20 protein-coding genes and 1 riboswitch are annotated in these 19,826 nt (G+C 38.3%); of the genes, 13 read left to right on the forward strand and 7 right to left on the reverse strand.

What is annotated here, in order from left to right:
• Nucleotides 1-29: 29 nt before the first annotated feature.
• A complete protein-coding gene (locus J2S74_RS15040; protein ID WP_307326793.1) occupies nt 30-1,040 on the reverse strand; it encodes an LLM class flavin-dependent oxidoreductase in 1,011 nt (336 codons plus the stop codon).
• A 413-nt stretch (nt 1,041-1,453) separates the two neighbouring features.
• On the opposite strand from J2S74_RS15040, the gene J2S74_RS15045 reads away from it, so the two are divergent.
• The 6 genes from J2S74_RS15045 (at nt 1,454) to J2S74_RS15070 (ending at nt 6,378) form a co-directional block, all read left to right on the forward strand.
• The gene (locus tag J2S74_RS15045; RefSeq protein WP_307326795.1) at nt 1,454-1,879 is read left to right on the forward strand and encodes a hypothetical protein; all 426 of its coding nucleotides are present in this window, start codon (nt 1,454-1,456) and stop codon (nt 1,877-1,879) included.
• A 408-nt stretch (nt 1,880-2,287) separates the two neighbouring features.
• Nucleotides 2,288-3,505, forward strand: coding sequence for an L-lactate MFS transporter (locus tag J2S74_RS15050; RefSeq protein WP_307326797.1), 1,218 nt, complete (start codon nt 2,288-2,290; stop codon nt 3,503-3,505).
• Nucleotides 3,506-3,609: 104 nt separating this feature from the next.
• The gene (locus tag J2S74_RS15055; protein WP_307326799.1) at nt 3,610-3,972 is read left to right on the forward strand and encodes a Na-translocating system protein MpsC family protein; all 363 of its coding nucleotides are present in this window, start codon (nt 3,610-3,612) and stop codon (nt 3,970-3,972) included.
• A complete protein-coding gene (locus J2S74_RS15060) occupies nt 3,973-4,842 on the forward strand; it encodes a DUF6671 family protein (protein ID WP_307326801.1) in 870 nt (289 codons plus the stop codon).
• 83 nt (nt 4,843-4,925) lie between these two features.
• The gene (locus J2S74_RS15065) at nt 4,926-5,930 is read left to right on the forward strand and encodes a glycosyltransferase family 4 protein (protein ID WP_307326803.1); all 1,005 of its coding nucleotides are present in this window, start codon (nt 4,926-4,928) and stop codon (nt 5,928-5,930) included.
• A gap of 52 nt (nt 5,931-5,982) precedes the next feature.
• A complete protein-coding gene (locus tag J2S74_RS15070) occupies nt 5,983-6,378 on the forward strand; it encodes a DUF2203 domain-containing protein (RefSeq protein WP_307326805.1) in 396 nt (131 codons plus the stop codon).
• A gap of 5 nt (nt 6,379-6,383) precedes the next feature.
• Here J2S74_RS15070 and J2S74_RS15075 read toward each other — a convergent pair whose 3' ends face one another.
• The 4 genes from J2S74_RS15075 to dapA form a co-directional block, all read right to left on the reverse strand.
• The gene (locus J2S74_RS15075) at nt 6,384-7,061 is read right to left on the reverse strand and encodes a 3'-5' exonuclease (RefSeq protein ID WP_307326807.1); all 678 of its coding nucleotides are present in this window, start codon (nt 7,059-7,061) and stop codon (nt 6,384-6,386) included.
• 144 nt (nt 7,062-7,205) lie between these two features.
• A complete protein-coding gene (locus J2S74_RS15080) occupies nt 7,206-7,763 on the reverse strand; it encodes a GNAT family N-acetyltransferase (RefSeq protein WP_307326809.1) in 558 nt (185 codons plus the stop codon).
• A gap of 23 nt (nt 7,764-7,786) precedes the next feature.
• Entirely contained in the window at nt 7,787-8,044 is a 258-nt protein-coding gene (locus tag J2S74_RS15085; protein ID WP_307326810.1) for a hypothetical protein, read from the reverse strand.
• 254 nt (nt 8,045-8,298) lie between these two features.
• Entirely contained in the window at nt 8,299-9,186 is an 888-nt protein-coding gene (dapA, locus tag J2S74_RS15090) for a 4-hydroxy-tetrahydrodipicolinate synthase (RefSeq protein WP_307326812.1), read from the reverse strand.
• Nucleotides 9,187-9,346: 160 nt separating this feature from the next.
• Nucleotides 9,347-9,537: riboswitch (Lysine riboswitch) on the reverse strand.
• 616 nt (nt 9,538-10,153) lie between these two features.
• Here dapA and J2S74_RS15095 point away from each other — a divergent pair.
• The 5 genes from J2S74_RS15095 (at nt 10,154) to J2S74_RS15115 (ending at nt 16,104) form a co-directional block, all read left to right on the forward strand.
• On the forward strand, nt 10,154-10,792 hold the full coding sequence (locus tag J2S74_RS15095; RefSeq protein WP_307326813.1) for a GNAT family N-acetyltransferase: 639 nt from the start codon (nt 10,154-10,156) through the stop codon (nt 10,790-10,792).
• A gap of 303 nt (nt 10,793-11,095) precedes the next feature.
• On the forward strand, nt 11,096-12,421 hold the full coding sequence (locus tag J2S74_RS15100; RefSeq protein ID WP_307326815.1) for an FAD-binding oxidoreductase: 1,326 nt from the start codon (nt 11,096-11,098) through the stop codon (nt 12,419-12,421).
• A gap of 8 nt (nt 12,422-12,429) precedes the next feature.
• A complete protein-coding gene (locus tag J2S74_RS15105; protein WP_307327017.1) occupies nt 12,430-13,809 on the forward strand; it encodes a (Fe-S)-binding protein in 1,380 nt (459 codons plus the stop codon).
• Nucleotides 13,800-15,254 (forward strand): FAD-linked oxidase C-terminal domain-containing protein, encoded by a 1,455-nt coding sequence (locus tag J2S74_RS15110; RefSeq protein ID WP_307326817.1) that lies wholly within the window; start codon nt 13,800-13,802, stop codon nt 15,252-15,254. Before J2S74_RS15105 ends, J2S74_RS15110 begins: the two co-directional genes overlap by 10 nt.
• Nucleotides 15,255-15,327: 73 nt before the next feature.
• Nucleotides 15,328-16,104 (forward strand): fumarylacetoacetate hydrolase family protein, encoded by a 777-nt coding sequence (locus J2S74_RS15115; protein WP_307326819.1) that lies wholly within the window; start codon nt 15,328-15,330, stop codon nt 16,102-16,104.
• A gap of 55 nt (nt 16,105-16,159) precedes the next feature.
• On the opposite strand, the gene J2S74_RS15120 is transcribed toward J2S74_RS15115, so the two are convergent.
• On the reverse strand, nt 16,160-16,705 hold the full coding sequence (locus tag J2S74_RS15120; protein WP_307326821.1) for a YkoP family protein: 546 nt from the start codon (nt 16,703-16,705) through the stop codon (nt 16,160-16,162).
• 185 nt (nt 16,706-16,890) lie between these two features.
• Between J2S74_RS15120 and J2S74_RS15125 the strand changes: the two genes are divergently transcribed.
• A complete protein-coding gene (locus tag J2S74_RS15125) occupies nt 16,891-17,034 on the forward strand; it encodes an FbpB family small basic protein (protein WP_307326823.1) in 144 nt (47 codons plus the stop codon).
• A 78-nt stretch (nt 17,035-17,112) separates the two neighbouring features.
• Here J2S74_RS15125 and gdhA read toward each other — a convergent pair whose 3' ends face one another.
• Complete coding sequence (gene gdhA, locus J2S74_RS15130) at nt 17,113-18,495, reverse strand: NADP-specific glutamate dehydrogenase (RefSeq protein WP_307326825.1); 1,383 nt, start codon at nt 18,493-18,495, stop codon at nt 17,113-17,115.
• Nucleotides 18,496-18,674: 179 nt separating this feature from the next.
• On the opposite strand from gdhA, the gene gltC reads away from it, so the two are divergent.
• Entirely contained in the window at nt 18,675-19,580 is a 906-nt protein-coding gene (gltC, locus tag J2S74_RS15135) for a glutamate biosynthesis transcriptional regulator GltC (protein WP_307326827.1), read from the forward strand.
• Nucleotides 19,581-19,826 lie beyond the last annotated feature (246 nt).

Here is a 19,826-nt window from a genome sequence, read left to right on the forward strand (position 1 = left end):
AAACCATACCTTTTGCTACACCCTCTATTCTACTTTTCTTTCATAATATCCGAAATGATTTCAAAGGATCGAAGGCGTGCTTGATGGTCGTAAATTTGCCCATTGATCATAATTTCCTTAGCCTGCGTTTTGGTCAAGAATACCTCAAGTTGTTCTTTTACATTAATGGGACTTCCTATAATCGATCCACCTAATTGTTTTTCTAAAATAGACTTTTCATACGGGGTGCACAAGTCATCCATGTCATCCACTGGGGGCAGCAACTGGGTCGGTTGGTTCCGAATCATATTTAGAAACTGCTGCTGCATGGAGGTGGATAGGCGTTTAGCTTCTTCATCCGTATCTGCAGCAATGATATTTAAACCAACCATGGCATAAGGTTCATCCAGTAACTCCGAAGGTTGGAAATAATCATAATAAAGTTGCAGGGCAGGTAGCGTATTTTCAGGAGAAAAATGGCTGGCAAAGGCAAAAGGTAGTCCAAGTTGGGCGGATAGTCTAGCACTAAAACCACTTGAACCAAGGAGCCAGATAGGGATATCAAGTCCTTCACCAGGAAACGCTCTCACTTGTTTTTTCATCGTAGCATCGAAATAGCCTCGAAGCTCAGCTAATTGCTCTGGGAAATCATCTCCAGTAAGATGAGGATCCCGGCGTATTGCCCGCATTGTTATCTGATCTGTTCCAGGTGCACGTCCTAATCCTAGATCAATACGATTTGGAAAAAGGGACTCTAAGGTTCCGAACTGCTCAGCAATAATTAATGGGGAATGGTTCGGTAGCATAATCCCCCCTGAACCAACACGGATAGTAGAAGTTCTTGCTGCCACTTGTCCAATAAGAACAGCAGTAGCGGAGCTGGCAATCCCGGGCATGTTATGATGCTCCGCAAGCCAAAAACGATGATAGCCTAATGATTCCGCATGCTGTGCCAGGTCAAAGGTATGTTGGAATGATTCTGCAGCAGTTCCCCCTTGAGTTATTGGAGCAAGGTCAAGGACAGAATATGGAATTTTCGTTAACTCAATTTTGTCAGACATACTTTCATCTTCTTTCTATAAAAAAATAATGATCATGATTTAACAATTATTGTAACAGTTATGGTACAGGAGTTCATAATATAATGATTTGAAATTATTTATTTTGAAAAATATGTTTTATTATTGAATACTTGGAGAAGCAGAAGGGGGCGACTCCAGCGACGAGCGAGGCTTCATGAAACAGCTATGAGTTGTCTCGACGTATGCACTTTCAAGCGATGCTAATAGAGGAAGAGACAGGAATATAGATGAAGTCACCGGAGGGTGTTTTTGAGGCCACTGAAAAAGGGAAAAACATCCTTTTTCAGTGGCCTCGAGATATGCATTGTATAACCAATCGGCTTCAGACCAATTTCGGTTATTTTTTCATAATTTAACCTTCCCGTTGCATCCTAAAGGAAAAGGAGGGTTTTATGAATAAAAAGCTTTCTTTTCGTGGCGATGCACATAAATTTTACCTAAAATTGAAAAGACAGATAGATTCTGGGGAAGACCCTCGACTTCTTCGAGAATTAAAGGAAATCCGAGAGATTCGCGACTTTTATTCTTCTTTAAATGTATCCACTTTAAAGAATATTAAGTTTCGCATTTTGAAGGAGAAAAGTGGTTCAGGGGTCATTCCTATTTTAGTAACTGCCATACCTTGGGGGTTCTTTATTTTCGGGAAGAAAATTCAAGATGTGCTGGCAAACGATAGTTACATTTGGATTATTTTAATCTGTATCTATATTATTGCTGTTTCTTTATCCGTAATAATCCATTTTCGTGAGAGGGCATGGGCTTCTGTTCACCTGCAGATTATTGAAGACACAATTGAGTTTAAGAATGGCACCCCTTAATTATGAGGAACTTAAAGAAAGGAAACATTTTAAATGGGTGAAACGCCTGTGTCCACATCAAAATATACTTCCGGAGCACTATTTAAAGCTGAAAAAATAAATGATAATGTTCTTTTAAAATAAAATTAAGTTGCTTCTAATGGGGAAGTCTACTATAATTATCAAGAATACTAGAGTTTGTGAAGGATAGCTTCCGCCAGTGTTAAATAAAGACAGGGGTAGTTGAAATCAAATAACAGACCATTTAAAGAAAACTTAAAAGTGCAGGTTGCTAATGTAAACACAGACTGTGAGTACAGAAGAGGCCAACGATGATAGATATTATCACGTTGGCCTCTTTTTTATTGGTGTAACGCTTACATTCCATCTTTTATCCAATTCTAGAATTATACTCAGGAGGTTATAACATTGAAACGTTGGTTAGTTGTACTAGGTGCCATTATCATTCAAATTAATTTAGGAGCCGTTTATGCATGGAGCTTATTTAATCAACCGCTTATAGATAAGTTTGGCTGGAACAGGGAGGACGTGGTTATTACCTTTTCCATTACCATTGCTACCTTTGCCTTCTTTACCATCATTGCGGGGCGTCTTCAAGATAGAATAGGGCCGAGATGGGTTGCTACCATCGGTGGACTGTTGCTGGGTGTCGGCTTAATTTTAGCTAGTCAGGCTACAACACTTTTCCAGCTTTATTTCTTTTATGGGGTTATTGGTGGTGCAGGTATTGGAATGACCTATGTTTGTCCATTATCCGCATGTGTAAAATGGTTTCCAGATAAAAGGGGCTTGATCAGCGGAATTGCAGTAGCGGGATTTGGCTTAGGGGGGCTTATATTCCAGCCGATTATCCGATTTTTAATTGAAAGTGCAGGGGTGTCAAACACTTTTTTATACCTTGGATTTATCTATTTAATATTAGTAGTATTAGGTGCGCAGTTATTGATTAACCCACCAGCTGAATTGGAAAAAACAGTAGGAAATAACAACATTGCTATTAAAGAAAGTAAACAATTCTCTACCAAGGAAATGCTTAGTTCCTATCAATTTTACTTATTGTGGTTTATGTTTTTATTTGGATCCATGTCGGGTTTACTGGTCATAAGCTATGCAGTGGATATTGGGGTTGAACTGGCTTCATTAAGCCTTGAAAGGGCAGCAAGTGCAGTTATGATTATCGCCCTGTTTAACGCAGCGGGAAGGATCCTGTTAGGAAGATTATCTGACAGTATTGGCCGATTGAACACCTTAATGATTATTTATGGTTTAACAGCAATCGTCATGTTTTATATGAGTACAGGAGCAATGAACTACCCAATGTTCATCCTATCTGTTTCTGTCATTGGTTTCTCCTTTGGAGGGTTCCTAGCCCTATTCCCAACGATAACAGCCGATTACTACGGGACGAAAAATATGGGAAGTAATTACGGGTTAATGTACCAAGCATATGGATTATCTGCTTTTGCAGGTCCATTCATTATCAATTTAATCCCATTTACACATGCCTTTATTTTATCTGCTCTGTTTTGTTTATTGGCGATCATTATGGCAAAATTAATTGTCGTACCTAAAACAAAATCAGCGCCCAATTTGTTCCCTAAGATGGATTTCAACAAAAACAATTAATTCCATTGATTTTAGGGGAACAAACAGATAAAATCATTTAAAGGTTAATAGTTATCGGTATATTTCATCGTGAAATATACCGATTTTTAATGGGGGAGTAGCAGATGAAGAGATCAAAAGGATTTATTGAAGCAGAAATTAGTAAGGCATTAACACAGTGGGAAAAGGATTACTTAGGGCGTGGTTCTGTTTCGGTAAAAACGGATATATTAAGGGATATGGTCATTGTTACACTGCAAGGGGTGTTAACACCAGCAGAGTATTCCCTTTGCCAAACAAAGGAAGGGAAGGCCACAGTGAAAAAGACCCGTTCTGATTTAGTGGAAACTGGTGTACCAACCTTGAAGGAAACTATTTTTTCCATTACAGAAATGGAAGTAAAGAGCTTTCATACGGATATTAGTACAAAAACAGGGGAACGACTTATGGTATTCAAGCTTAGTAGCAATTTAGAGGAAAGATTATAAATGAGGGAAGTCATTCATACTATCTTCCATGGTAGAACAGGTGTTTTAGCTACAATGCATGAAAAGGAAAAGGTAATAGCTCCTATTTTAGAGAGGGAGCTCGGTATTAAACTCATGGTGCCTACCAATCTTAATACAGACAATTTTGGAACGTTTACTAGGGAAGTGATTCGAACGGGTAACCAATTAGAGGCAGCAAGATTAAAAGCAAAAGAGGGTCTACAATTAACGGGAGAAAAATTAGGGTTTTCCAGTGAAGGGAGCTTCGGACCTCATCCAGCAATACCTATTGCCGCGGTAAATGTGGAACTGGTCCTTTTGATCGACTTAGAAAATGATTTAGAAATTGTGGGTGAGTCCACATCCTTTGAAACTAATTTCGGTCATCGTAGAATTAACAGCTTTGAAGAAGCCTATGAGTTTGCTGTTGGTGCGGGCTTTCCTGAACATGGAATGGTTGTTCGTTCCAGTGAAACAACAGAAAAAGAAGAGGAAATAATCAAAGGAATAACTACAAAAAAGGGATTGAAAGAAGCGGTCCGGCTTATGCTGAACCAATTCCCCTTCAACCAAGCATTTATTGAAGCGGATATGCGAGCCATGTATAATCCAACAAGAATGAAACAAATTGAAAAGGCAACCCATGACCTCATAAAAAATATAAACAACGTCTGCCCAAACTGTGCCACCCCTGGTTTTAAACTAACGGACCAAAAGAAGGGGCTCCCATGTATGGATTGCGGATTCCCTACGGATCTAGTCCGCTCCCATATTTACACTTGTAGGAAATGTGGAGAGACAGAGGAAAAACTATTCCCTCACGGTAAAGAGAAGGCAGACCCATCACAGTGTATGTTTTGTAACCCATAAGTCCGTTCATTTCTAATCCTTATGGGACAATGTTATAATATGAGAGCTTTAACGATTACTTATTTAAGGGAGAATTTAAAATAATGAAAGTTATTTTAGCAGCACCATTTTATCACCAGCCCAGAGGAAATAAAGTAACTGTAGAACGAATATCACATGGACTGGAATTGGCTGGTATGGAAACAGAGATTATTTCCTCAACGGATAAAAATACATATAGCAAACCACTCAAGGCAGATATTTACCATGGCTTCCATGCCACACATTTTTTTCATTTTATGAAAAACAGAGGGGAACAGTTGGAACCTTATATATTGACCCTTACTGGTACGGATTTCAATCATGATTTGTTTCAAAGTGAAAAAAGGGAAAATGTAATTCAATCGTTAAATGGGGCAAAGGGTATTCATGTCTTTAGCAAAGGGGCAAAGGATACGGTTATAAAGGAGTTACCTCATTTGGAGGAGAAAATTTTTGTTATTCCACAAGGAGTCAGCCCATTTTCTTTAAACGATCGTTTAAAAAGGAAAGAGTCGGGGACGTTTCTATTTATTCTTCCTGCTGGAATTCGGAAAGTGAAAAATGTTCCTTTTGCCATTGAGCAGCTCGCCTCCTTAAAGGAGAAATATAAAAACATTCGCCTTTGGATTGTGGGCCCAATTATTGAAGAGGAAGAAGGGAAGGTTGTTCAGGAATTACTGAATAAACATTCCCATTGGGTACAATACATTGGATCTTATGCCCATAAGGATATGGGAGCTATTTATAGTCAAGGTGACGTTATTTTAAATACATCTTTTTCAGAAGGGCAATCTTCCGCACTCCTTGAGTCTATGGCACTAGGCATTCCTGTTTTAGTTTCTAACAATGATGGCAACAGTAGTATAGTGAAACATAAAGAAACGGGATTGATATACAGTAAAGCAGTGGAGTTTCTATCTTTTGCAGAAGCATTAATAAAAGAAAAGGACTTAAGGGAAACATTAAGTTTTAATGGAAAAAAATATATTTCCGAGCATCATTCATGGGATAAGGAAATAACATCTTTAATAAGCATCTATAAGAATTTTATATTAGAAAGAGTTTAAAATCATCATTCTTTAAATGTTCGTTTAATTTTCAACTGCAGGGGAGGCATTTATGGACAAAAAATATTTTTCCATCAAAGAGGCAAATGAATTGCTCCCAACTTTAGAAAAGGAAATTCTTTCATTGCAAGAGCTGCAATGGGAATTTAAAAATATTTTAGTCCAGCTAAAGAAAATTAAAGAGATCAACGTTACAACAGAACAAAAAGAGGATAACATTTTTCGCTTAGAAAGTAAGCTTGAGTTCCTAGAACTTCAAGGAAAATTACATATAAAAAATATCGAAAATTACGGGGTGCAATTAAAGAGTATAGAAATGGGGTTACTTGATTTCCCTGCTATTCTTGACGGGGAAGAAGTCCTTCTTTGCTGGAAACAGGGGGAGGATGAAATTACATTTTATCATGGAAAACGAGAAGGATTCGCTGGAAGGAGGCCATTACCATAAAGAAGTTATGGTAGTGGCCGTTGTTTTGACTTAGGAGGCTTGGGACCAAGTTTGTTTATCTTTGGTTGACTAGCTTTTCGGTACCTTTTACGTCTTCGTTTAGCTTCAAGGAGTTTGAGTTCTTTTTGTGAAATACTGTTTTTATATAATTTGACATGATCTTTATACTTTAATAATAATCTCGCAGTGTTGATGGTATCATCAATACCTCTATGTGCCTTTCCTACGGGATCAATCCCCGCCATTCCTAAAGCATTTTTGAGCCCAAGCTGTTGTCCTTTAGTTTCTTGATTTAACGCTTTTCCTATTTGCGGCTGAATATCATTATAATTTTGAAACCAATCTAAATTAATTTTGTTACGCACACACTGATCGATAATATGTACCTTATCGTCCTTTCCCCAAGAACAGAGATAGTAATCCCCCTTGCCAAGCCACTGGGAAAACTTTTTTATTCCTTGTTGAAAGGGTATTGCCTTTTTAACATCCTCATCTGTCATTTTAATAAACTTCCTTGTACTTTTCGATATGTGTCCACTTTTAGGAAGAGTGTAAATTTGGAGCTGATCCACCATTTTATTTGTTTTGAGGTCCACTTTGCAAGCTCCGATTTCCACAATCTCACTAAGTTGTCCTTTCCTGAAGCGTTTTACTAATTCTAAATCATAAACTACCGCAATCAAAAATATCACCCTTTCTCTGTACAATAATATCATTATCTTTGGTGAAACATTTTATTTTATAAATAATTTTATGGGGTTTGTCCACATGTGTGAGGAGGGAGGCTAGGGGACCTCCTCCACAAATTACTGTTTTTTTTGGGGGACTTAGTCTTGTGATTTTTTCATTACTTCGTATTCCTTTTTCAATAAGGAATACGCTAACACATCCACATACTCACCATCTAAAAACTGGTGCTCCCGCAACTTTCCTTCTTGCTGAAACCCATATTTACGCATAATTCCAATGGCGTTTCCGTTTCTACTGTTCGTATAGGCACAAATTTTATTTAAAAACATTTTATTAAAGGCGTAATCCAAGATGGCTATTAATCCCTCTGCAGCGTATCCTTTTCCCCATAATTCACTAGATAGATTACCACCGATTTCAGCATGATTGGATAATCTATCCCAGTTTTTAAAACCACAAGTCCCAATAACCCGGCCCGTCTCCTTTAATTCCGCTCCCCAATTGATACTGTGAGGGTCATATTGTGAACGTTCTGCAATCCGAATTAATTCTTCTACTTCTTGTATACTCTTAACTGGTTCACTTTGGTCTAATTGGACTACTTTTGGATCAGAAAATAGACGATAAATATCGTATTTATCGTCTAAGTTTAAAGGTCTAAAAATTAAATTTTTTGTAGTAAATGTATTAGGCATTAGAATGCACTCCCGTAGTTTTTTTAGTAAAAACGTCTTCTTCTACGGAAACCAGCAATACCTATTAGGGGAATAGCTACAAGTGCACCAACAGCCAGTGGGAAGAAAAACACTCCTGGGCCACTGTGTCCTGGTCCCGGTGCAGGGGCTTGGCGAAGATATACATGTTCACGATCCACTTTTTCAATGGTACCTACATAAACTTTTCCATGATGATCTCTAATCTCTACCTCTTGCCCGATATGATCATGGCATAACTTGTAATAGTAATCTACAGACATAAAATCCATCCTTTTCATAAGAATTTTGTTCCTATTAAAATAGGCACACAGCCATGCATTTTTCCGTATTGACTAAATACGTTTTCTACTAGATAACATATGTACAATCTTATTTTTCGTAATAGTGATGTAGCCTGTTTTATTGAAGATTCTGAAGAGTTACCTTTAAAATGTTAATTGGGACAAATGGAAAGGGGGGAGAGGTAATAAAAAAACTCCACCAAAGTCTGGAGGAGTTCTAAAATAAATCTTTATTAAACTACGCTAGGTAAAATCTTGGGCTGAATAATCGAATATAATACTTCTCGCTCTTCTAAAGTTAACGGCACTAAAGGTAATCTTACAGATCCAACATTTACCCTGGCCATTTCTAGTGCTTCCTTTACTGGAACTGGATTTGGGGCCATAAACAACGCTTTCATCATCGGCAGAAGCTCCCTATGGATGGCTGACGCTAATTGAGGATCTCCAGTTAGATGAGCTCTAATCATTTGCTGCATTTCATTTCCAATAACATGAGCAGCAACGGAAACAACACCATGACCGCCAATTGCCAGAATCGGTAATGTTAAGCTATCATCACCGCTATATAATAAGAAGTCATCGGATGTGTTCTCAATAATATAAGACATGGCATCAAGATCACCGCTCGCTTCTTTAATACAAACAATGTTTTCAATCGCAGATAAGCGAACTACTGTTTCCGGTAGTAAATTAACTACACTGCGTCCCGGAATATTATAAAGCATAATAGGAAGGTCAGTGGACTCTGCAATTGCTTTGAAATGCTGAAACATACCTTCTTGATTAGGCTTATTGTAATAAGGGGTTACAAGCATAACTCCATCTACACCAGCTTCAGCAGCAATCTTCGTTAAATTAATGGACTCTCGTGTATTATTACTTCCCGTACCAGCAATTACAGGAATTCGTCCGTCAACAACCTCTACCGCATACTTAAACAACTCTGTTTTCTCTTCTGTTGTTAAAGTAGGGGACTCACCAGTAGTACCAGCAACAACAAGTCCTTCTGTACCATTAGCAATTAAATAATTAATTAACGATTTTGTTGCATGAAAATCAATTTCACCATCTTGATCAAATGGGGTTACCATAGCGGTTAATAATCTTCCAAAATTCATTTACAACACACCTCTATTCAACGGATTTTGTTCGCCTGTATTACGCTGGCGACCTAAGTTCTTGAATAGAGCTAAATCGCATGATAACTATGTCTTGAACCATTAAAAAACAACAACGAGGGTATCGTTGCTGCTGAGAATGTTAAACATAGTCATTCCAGCGTGAGATAGCCCTCCATATAGCCCTTATGACATCAGACTATATGACAGTTCAGCATTTATTCAATGACAGAACCAACAGTAAACGCATGAGTCGTTTACCGCTTCGGCAAATCCCCCTTTCCACATCCCTCATAGGAGCTCATTCCCCTTAAGATGAGTACTTATGGTCTTTGCACCTCTAACCTCACTTCAAAAATTATTGAAGTAAAGAATATGAACTTTGTTTCCACCTTATCAAAGATACTTTCCATTTGCAATAGATAGGACGAAATTCATAAAGTATTAACAAAATTTTTTTGTTATAGAATATGACAATACTAATATAAAAATGATTCTGTATGATTTAAAGAGGGTGTCCCAACGGTTATAAATATACCGTTAAGACACCCTTCAAATCTTAGTGATAACTGTTCTGTCCGTTTGCACTGCTGCTTGTTTTATGTTTCGGCTTTTTTTTGTGCTTTTGCTTTGTTCCACCGTCTTTTTTAGACATGTGTATTTCCCCCTGATTTTGCAAAAATTAAGACACGTGTAGATGTCTCATTTATAGAATAAACACCTAACTAATTTTCACTACGTTCAATTATTGGAAATGCCTAATAAAGGTGTTATTCCTAACACTTGTGTATAATAAACTTTGGTTTCACTATAAGAAGTAATTCAGAAAACGAATACGCTAAAAAAGAGGTGATTTGGCTAAAATAGTAAAGTGAGCATAACTCGAAGTAGTGTAAGGTGTCGACTCCAGCTACGAGCGTTTTAAAAAATAGTCTATTTTTAAGTGAGCGGAAAGGGGTTCTTTGGTTTGACTATCGATTGGTTAGAATGGTTAGGGTATTTAGCCTCTCTTATTGTACTTATATCCTTATTAATGAGCTCTATTATTAAATTAAGGTGGATTAATTTACTGGGCTCCACAATTTTTTCTATTTATGGATTTTTAATTGGGGCGTTGCCTGTTGGATTTATGAACATGGGGATCGCTTTTATTAACATATACTATCTCTTGAAAATTTACAGTGCCAAGGAAGAGTATTTTAAAATTTTATCTATTGAAAATAGTCCACAATACTTTAATCATTTTGTAGACTATTACAAAAAGGAAATGGAGAAATACGGTTTTAAAACGAAATACAATGTTAGCCAGTATGAAATACGATTCTTTATTTTAAGAAACATGGTTCCAGCCGGGGTATTTCTTGCTTCCAAATACGATGAAAAAACACTTAAAGTAGAATTGGATTTTGTAATCCCAGAGTATCGGGATTTTAAAACTGGTCATTACATTTATGAACATAGTAAAGGATTTTTTCTCGAAAAAGGCTTCACTGATTTCATTACATATTCAGAATCAGAATCCCATATTAGGTATTTAACGAAAGTTGGCTTTGAAGAGACCACTGACCATAATGGGGTAAAATGCTTTATGAAAAAAATTAAATAACGATTTAATAAATCAGTGTACAGGTCAAATAGACGAAGACACTGATTTTTTATTTTTCAGTAACACGTTAATATCTACTATTCCATAAATGAATAGGTCCCATAAATAAAAACTATCATTATTTGGTAATTTTTTTAATCTAAAACGGTTTTAGAAATATTCTTAATGTTATAATAATATTGATTTGAAGAAAATAAAGACCTAGTGAAAGCCCCTTAGTTTCTTTTATTAAAAGCGTTTAAATAAAGCTTTACTCTGATTTTTTGCAAGGTCTAAGGTTAATCATTTCATAGGGGGGATACCATGCTCAAAGCTCTAGGGACAGAAATGAAGTCAGTAATAGGAGAAGAGAAAATAATAGAAAGAAAAGTGGAGGAGCAACCTCACCCATTAGGAAATGGTGGGAAAATTACGGTATTGCCATCCACAGAGGAAGAAATAGCAGCAGTAGTTAAATACGCAAACGAAAACGGAATGACTATTACAGTTACTGGGACGGGGACTAAACGAGGTTTCGGGGGCACTATTGAAGATGCAGATATTCTACTTTCTCTTGAAAACTATCACGGAATTGTGGAACACACGGTAGGGGACATGACCATCACTGTTAAATCAGGAACGAAGTTTGAAGAATTACAAAGATATTTACAAAAACACAAACAAAAAATTCCTCTCGACCCAGCTTGGCCAGAAAATGCGACTATTGGTGGCGTTATTGCGGTCAATGACAGTGGTCCAAAGCGTTTCCGCAATGGTTCTGCCAGGGATGTCGTCATTGGACTAAGGACCGTTTACCCAAACGGTTCGGTGATACGTTCTGGTGGGAAAGTGGTAAAAAACGTTGCAGGATACGATATGAATAAGCTTTTTATAGGCTCTATGGGGACGTTAGGGGTTTTAACTGAAATTACGATGAAACTCCGTCCGCTCCCTGAGTATGAAAGTCTATTACTATTATCTTTTCCGAAGGGGGGGATGGAGGAAATCCGGTCCTTTGCCGTACGCTTACTTGATACAATGCTGGAACCAGTAACACTGGAGTTAATTAACCCTGTGTTAGCCGAAAAATTAACGGGGCAAAGTACATACACCTTAGCCATTGGCTTTGAGGATGTGGAAAGCTCTGTTCATTATCAGGAGGAGTATGTAAAAAAAATACATCCGGAAGCCCAATTAACTATATTACAAGAAGACGACTCCAGAGAATTTTGGCAGCAGTTCTACCAAATAGGCCCTAAGGGAACTGATTCTCCCTCTAAATTAGTAACAGAAGCCTCTATGAAAATAGGTGTGAAGAATATGGCTATCCCAGAAGTCATAAAAGAATCAGTCCATTTACAGGATATGTATAATTTAGAGGTGTTTGCCCACGGGGGACTTGGACATGGTTTATGTCAAGTACATCTAAAAGGTGCTGCCCAGGATATTAAGTCCGCCCTTACTCATCTGAGAAATCTCGTAAAGGACCTAGGTGGAAATTCCGTAATTAAATACCTGCCACTAACACTGCGGAAAGAGATGGATGTTTGGGGAGAGAAACCGAGCTATTTCTTCCTGCTAGAGGGAATCAAAAAGAAAATTGACCCTAAGAAGACCCTTAACAATCAACGTTTTGTAGGGGGGATATAAAAATGAACATGAAAATAGATGAGAAGATCCTTCAAAGTCAAGTACAGGATACTCCATGTTCCACATCGTCACTTAGTAATTATTTTGAAAAAGATGCTCCCGACGAAAAGAAATGGGCCGATTGTGTTCACTGTGGTATATGTTTAGAGTCATGTCCAACTTATGAAGTAACCGGTCAGGAGCAGCATTCCCCAAGGGGGCGGGTTCACTTGATTAAGTCTGTAGCGGAAGGGAAGCTGTCCCTCAATGAGCAGTTTATGGACCCTGTTTTTGCCTGTTTAGACTGTCGTGCTTGTACCACTGCATGCCCAGCTGATGTGGAAGTAGGTCCCCTTATTGAGGAAGCGCGGGGACAAATTCGTCAAGCTATGCCACTGACAGGCTGGAAGGGCATGATGAGTAAATTTTTCCTGGAGGGTTTATTCCCACACCACGAGCGTTTAAATAAAGTAGGAACACTGCTGAAGTTTTACCAAAAGAGCGGCATGCAAACAGCAGTAAGAAAAACAGGCCTGATTAACATAATGCCGGATCATCTTGTAGCAATGGAAGGGGTTATGCCTAAGGTAACCCAATCGGTTCGAAAGAAATATAAACACGAGGATGTAATTAAAGCTAAAACAGAAACAAAAAGTGAAGTGGCTATGTTAACAGGTTGTATTATGGATGTTATGTTTGGTGATGTGAACGATGCCACTGTAAAAGTTCTTACACGGAACGGAAATGATGTAACGATTCCAAAAGAACAAACATGCTGTGGTGCCTTACATGTTCACGCTGGCGACAGGGAAATGGGCAGAAAATTAGCCAAGCAAAATATGGAAGCCTTTCATGATGCTGACACTGTGATTACCAATGCAGCTGGATGTGGTGCTATGCTTAAGGAGTATCCTGAATTGTTCCGGGAAGACCCTGAGTGGCATGAAAAAGCGGTTGAGTTTTCAAAGAAAGTGCAGGATATTTCAAAGTACCTCTACGATACGGGCTATGAAATCCCAAAGGCGGAGTTAAACACAAAAATAACGTATCATGATGCTTGTCACTTAGTCCATGGCCAAGGAGTTCGCCAGGAACCAAGGGATTTACTCATTAATATCCCAGGGGTGGAGATGGTTCACATGCCTAACGCCGATCGTTGCTGCGGAAGTGCAGGAATTTATAATTTAACAAATCCTGAGATGGCTGGAGCTGTCTTAGACAACAAGATGGAAAATGTTCCCGAGGAAGTGGAAATGATCTCCATGGGTAACCCTGGCTGTATGCTCCAAATGGCAATGGGAGTAAAGAAGGACGGGAGAAATCAAAGAGTTGTCCATACAGTCCAGCTCCTAAATTGGGCATATGAAAAGGAAGATAAGAAGAGGGAGGAGGAAAACGAATGGCAATGAAAGGATTGAAAATCAAGGATAAGCACATTCGAAGCTTAGCTAATCTCCTCTCAGGGCCGAAGCCGATTTTATATCATAAAGAGGATCTACTTGCTTATGATTGTGATGGTTTCACTATTGAAAGGCATCTTCCTAAGGCCGTTGTTTTTCCGAAAAATACGGAAGAAGTGGCAGCTATTGTTAAATACTGTCATGAAAATATGTTACCCTTCCTTGCACGTGGAGCTGGTACGGGTCTAAGCGGAGGGGCAATCCCTCTCAATAATGAGGTGGTGATTAGCTTAACCAGAATGAAAAAGCTTCTAAGTGTTGATCTTGAAAATAGAATTGCTGTTGTAGAGCCTGGTTTTGTCAATTTGAAATTAACAAATTCCATTGCCGATAAAGGATACTATTATGCACCAGATCCATCTAGTCAATACGCCTGTACCATTGGGGGGAATGTAGCAGAGAATGCTGGTGGGGCACACTGCCTTAAATACGGAGTTACGACAAATCACATTCTAGGTTTAGAGCTTGTCCTGCCTAACGGGGAGATAATTGAGATTGGAAAGGACGGTATTCCCGATTCCCCTGGATATGATTTACTTGGACTGCTAACGGGATCAGAGGGTACATTAGGGATAGTTACTAAAATTACCGTTCGTGTCTTGAAAAATCCAGAGGATAAACAAACGGTTCTTGCCTATTTTGACCGAGTGGAAGATGGAAGCCAAGCGGTATCCGATATTATATCCACTGGTATTGTTCCTGCTGCTTTAGAGATGATGGACAAAACAGCTATTGAAGCAGTGGAAGCGGCAGCTTTTCCTGTTGGACACCCAAGGGACATTGCAGCCGTATTATTAATAGAAGTGGATGGTATATCTTCCGGAATTGAGGAGCAAATCAGTAAAATCCTCAAGGTATGTAAAAGTAGGAATGTCCGGGAGGTAAAGGTAGCGGAAAGTGAACGGGAGCGGGCTAGATGGTGGGCTAACAGAAAAACAGGGTTCGGTGCTATGGGAGCTATTTCCCCAAATTATCTTGTACAGGATGGGGTTATCCCAAGGAGTCGTTTACCAGAAGTGTTAAAAAAAATAAATGAAATTAGTGAAGAATCAGGCCTACGAATAGCTAATATTTTCCATGCGGGGGATGGGAACCTTCATCCGTTGGTCCTCTTTGATGCAAGAGTTCCAGGGGAGACAGAAAGGGCCATTGAAGCAGGGAGTGCATGTTTAAAGGTATGTGCTGATGTAGGGGGTACCATAACAGGAGAACATGGTGTTGGGATTGAGAAAAGGGAAGAAATGCGTTTTGTGTTTACAGATGAAGAAATTGTAGCACAGACAGATGTTCGAGAGGTCTTTAACCCTGATAATCTGTTGAATGCAGGTAAACTATTCCCTACCCCTGGCCGCTGTGCAGAGGTGAAAAAAGAGTTGAAGGCTTCAACTTCTTAGGTTCCTAGCAAAAAACTCAGCTGATATGTAATATAGATTGTTAAACGATAAAAAGGGTAAAGGAGCTTTATTTATGAAATTTATTCGATTTACTAAGGATTCAAATACTTATCAAGGTGTGTTAAAGGAAAATGTCGTGGAAGTGATTGAAGGTTACTTTTTTGGGGAGTGGAATTACACTGGGGAAAGTTTTTTAAAGAATGAAGTCCAGCTGCTAGCCCCATTAGAACCGAAACATATCATCGGAATTGGTGCTAACTTTGTTGGGAGCAAGGAAGATTTACCTGAAACACAGCCCGAGATTCCTGTATTTTTCTTTAAACCAACTACTTCCGTAATAGGCCCGGAGGAGGAAATCGTTATCCCTGAGGCCATCGATCAAGTAAAGTTTGAATCGGAGCTAGCTATTGTCATTGGAAAAGAGGCAAAAAATTTAAACGAAGAGGATGTTCTTGATTATATATTTGGCTACACGGTGGCAAATGATGTAACTGCTCCACAATTTTTCAGGGAAGATGGACATTGGATGGTTGGAAAATCCTTTGATACCTTTACGCCACTTGGACCTGTTATTGAAACGGAGCTGGACCCATTTAATGTTGTTGTAGAGGCAAGGCTGAATGGGGAGAAAAAACAGCATAGTGCAACAGAATTGATGATCGTTCCCATACGAAGAATGATTTCATACTTATCCAATGTTATGACACTCAATAAGGGAGATGTCATATTAACTGGTAGCCCTCTTGGTGCAGAGCTTGTGAATGCAGGTGATACTATTGAATGTGAAATTAAGGAAATTGGTGTTCTAAGAAATACATTCACAGCAGCAAAAGAGAAAATAAACAGCTGATAAAAAATACTGCCTCTTCCATGGGGCAGTATTTTTTATTTAAAAGTAATTTCTATTAGAGGAGAGCTAGGAGTTGGTTTTTCGACATAAACAAATAGCTTACTTTTCTTTTCTCAAAAATATTAGCAATGGATCCTGTGGCTAAAAAATGAATAGGGGATTGGGAAAAATATTTCATTAAGCGATAAAAAGGATTTGTTACAGGTCTAATTTCAAACCCTAGCCTTTCCACAATTTTATTCAACATTGTTACTCCGCAAATTCCCTTAATTTTATTACTAAGTTCATGATCCTGAATGTACTTTGCTAACTTCGGTAGTGCATTTTTTACCATTTCATACAGCATAAACGTCCGTTTCAAGGATGATTTAATAGGGTGAAGATACTGCAATAAACGTATATTGTGAAGATGAATACGCACTAAATAATCTCCTTTTGAAATAATATTACCGTCAGCAAGTTCATGTTTTGGGCCACGGTATCGGGTTAAAAGGACCCTAAATACAGAAATGTTGTCTTCTGTTTCAATGGAAGTAAAATTTCTTATTCTGTCGTAAATCGGGTCAATGTTTTCCCATGCCTTTAAAACATATTGTCTCATAAGCTTGCTGATCTCCTTTAAAAATGTTATTAAATGTTATTGCATCGTTTCAGTAATGCATATATAGTTTGCTCCACCATATCAAAAGATATTAATGTCTACCTGTTCATCTTCTGTTCATATTAACGTGTTATATTTATCATTGAATTAAAAATAATTTGAAAGTGATGAAAGGATGACTATAAATGAAAAAGATAAAATTAAATTACGAAGAATTAATTAAAGAAAATAAGCAAGAATTGCTTAATGATAAAATCGCATTAGAGGAAATAGAGAAGAAGATAGAGGAGCGGCAAATGAACACCAATAAAGTAAGCACAAAAACATAGTAAATACAAAAAAAGCTAGGAAAATATAATCATATCCTAGCTTTTCGCGTACATATTTTTGCTTACAGAGTACTATACTCAAATTACGCCTTGGGCAACCATTGCATCAGCAACTTTAACGAATCCAGCAATATTAGATCCTACAACGAGATTTCCTGGTACATCGTATTCTTCAGCAGCCTTTATGCTGTCGCGATAGATACTTTTCATGATTTCTTGAAGCTTCTGATCAACTTCCTCAAAAGTCCAAGAAAGCCTAGCACTATTTTGTGCCATTTCCAAAGCGGATACAGAAACACCGCCTGCATTGGCCGCCTTTGCCGGTGCAAATAAAACTTCGTTTTCTAAGAAAATATCGATAGCTTCCAAGGTAGAAGGCATGTTAGCACCTTCACCGATCGCTTTTACACCATTAGATACAAGGATCTTTGCAGCCATATGGTCGATTTCGTTTTGTGTTGCACAAGGAAGAGCAATATCACATGGAATAGACCAAATTCCTGAACAATCTTCAAAGTAATGTGCCCCTGGGTGCTCTTTCACATATTCACTAATTCTTTTATATTCCACTTCCTTGAGTCGCTTCACTGTATCAAGATTAATACCATTTTTATCGAAGACATAACCGCCAGAATCACTACATGCCACTACTTTAGCACCTAACTCCATTGCTTTTTCAATGGCGTAAATTGAAACATTTCCAGATCCAGAAACTACAACCGTACTGCCATGGAAACTCAAGCCCTTATCTTTTAACATTTCCTCCACAAAGTATACTGTTCCGTATCCTGTTGCTTCTTTTCGGGCAAGACTTCCTCCGTAACCGATGCCTTTACCTGTTAATACACCCGCTTCAAACCCACCACGCATTTTCTTATATTGTCCGAACATATATCCAATCTCACGAGCACCGACTCCGATGTCACCGGCAGGTACGTCAACATCCGGTCCGATGTATTTCCCTAGTTCAGACATAAAGCTTTGGGTAAATCTCATTATTTCTGTATCCGATTTCCCTTTTGGATCGAAATCAGATCCACCTTTTCCACCACCAATAGGTTGACCTGTTAACGCATTTTTAAAGATTTGCTCAAATCCTAGAAATTTAATAATGCTCCCGTTAACGGAGGGATGAAATCTCAATCCACCCTTATAAGGACCTAAAGCACTGTTAAATTGTACACGGAAACCTCGGTTTACTTTCACATTTCCTTGATCGTCCACCCATGGTACTCGAAAGGAAATGATTCTTTCCGGCTCCACTATTCTTTCTAGAACTGCCTGTTTAATATAGTGAGGATTTTTGGCAAGAACGGGTACCAAGGAATAAAAAACTTCCTTAACCGCTTGTAGAAATTCACTTTCATTTGCATTACGTTTTTTTACATTTTCATACACTTGGTGCACATATTCCTGTGCAACCTCCTGATTAGATTTCTCCACTCTTTCTATCGTTTTCATGTACAAAAGCCTCCCAAAGTGTGATTTTATTTAAAATTACAAAAATTAAACTCAACTTTTGTAATAGGTTAGATTTTCTTCCATTTATATTTTATAATCAAATAAATAATCTAAACAATATCAACAATCGATGGTTTTAATGCCATTTTGAGATCAAAAGAAAAAAGGGGGGGACAATTGTGGAAATTAGACAGATTAAATATTTTATTGAAGTGGCTAAGAGGGAGCACGTAACGGAAGCGGCAGATGCCCTTCATGTGGCCCAATCAGCTGTGTCGAGGCAGATTTTTAACCTGGAAAGTGAGTTAGGGGTTGACCTGTTTATCCGAGAGGGGAGAAGGGTTAAGTTAACGCCAATTGGAAAAATTTTTTTAGAACGTATCCAACATGCCATGAATGTTATCGAAGACGCTACAAGGGAGGTAACGGAATATTTAGACCCAGAAAAGGGAACGGTACGAATCGCTTTTCCCATTAGTCTTGCAGCCTATACATTACCGACAGCAATCTATGCCTTTCGACACCGTTATCCTGAGGCAAAGTTTCAATTGAAGCAGGCCCTATACCATGACCTAATAGATGGGGTTATCAATGGGGATTTTAACATGGCATTAATTGGACCTGTACCGATGGAAGAAAAGAAGATTAAAAGGAAAATTTTGTTTACGGAAGATGTTGTTGCCCTTTTGCCGATGCACCATCCCTTAGCAGAACGGGAAACGCTAAAGCTTCGAGAGCTTAAGGATGATCCGTTTGTTTTATTACCAGAAGGCTTTGTCTTCCGAGATATTGTTGTTAACGCTTGTAAAGAACTAGGCTTCGAACCCTACGTGGCTTTTGAAGGGGACGATATTGATGCCTTAAAAGGCTTAGTATCTGCTGGCTTAGGAGTGACTCTTATGCCAGAAGTGACATTAGTGGACAGTTTACCACGTTCAACGGTTAAACTCCCCTTAATTGAACCAAATGTAACCCGAACAGTCGGGGTAATTACTCCTATGGAACGGGTGCTCTTGCCTACAGAACAGTTGTTTTATGACTTTTTGCAGGAATTCTTTCATAGACTAAACTATTTTAAAGAATGAAGTGAGAATACGAGTTGGGCTTAAAGGTTACAGACATACCTTTTTAGCTAAACTCGTTTTTTAATAGTACAGTTCATGTAGAACCAAGAATAACATCAACAGGAACTATAAATTAAATCAAATGAGAAAATCCAAACTCCAAATAGTTAATTTGGAGTTTGGATATAGAGCCAGAAGAGGTGGAAACTGTATTAAACTAATATATAACAAAAAAATATTTTTAATACTACTTTAAACCAACATAAA

It is taken from the genome of Evansella vedderi, from assembly GCF_030813435.1.
Classification (GTDB): Bacteria; Bacillota; Bacilli; order Bacillales; family Salisediminibacteriaceae; genus Evansella; species Evansella vedderi.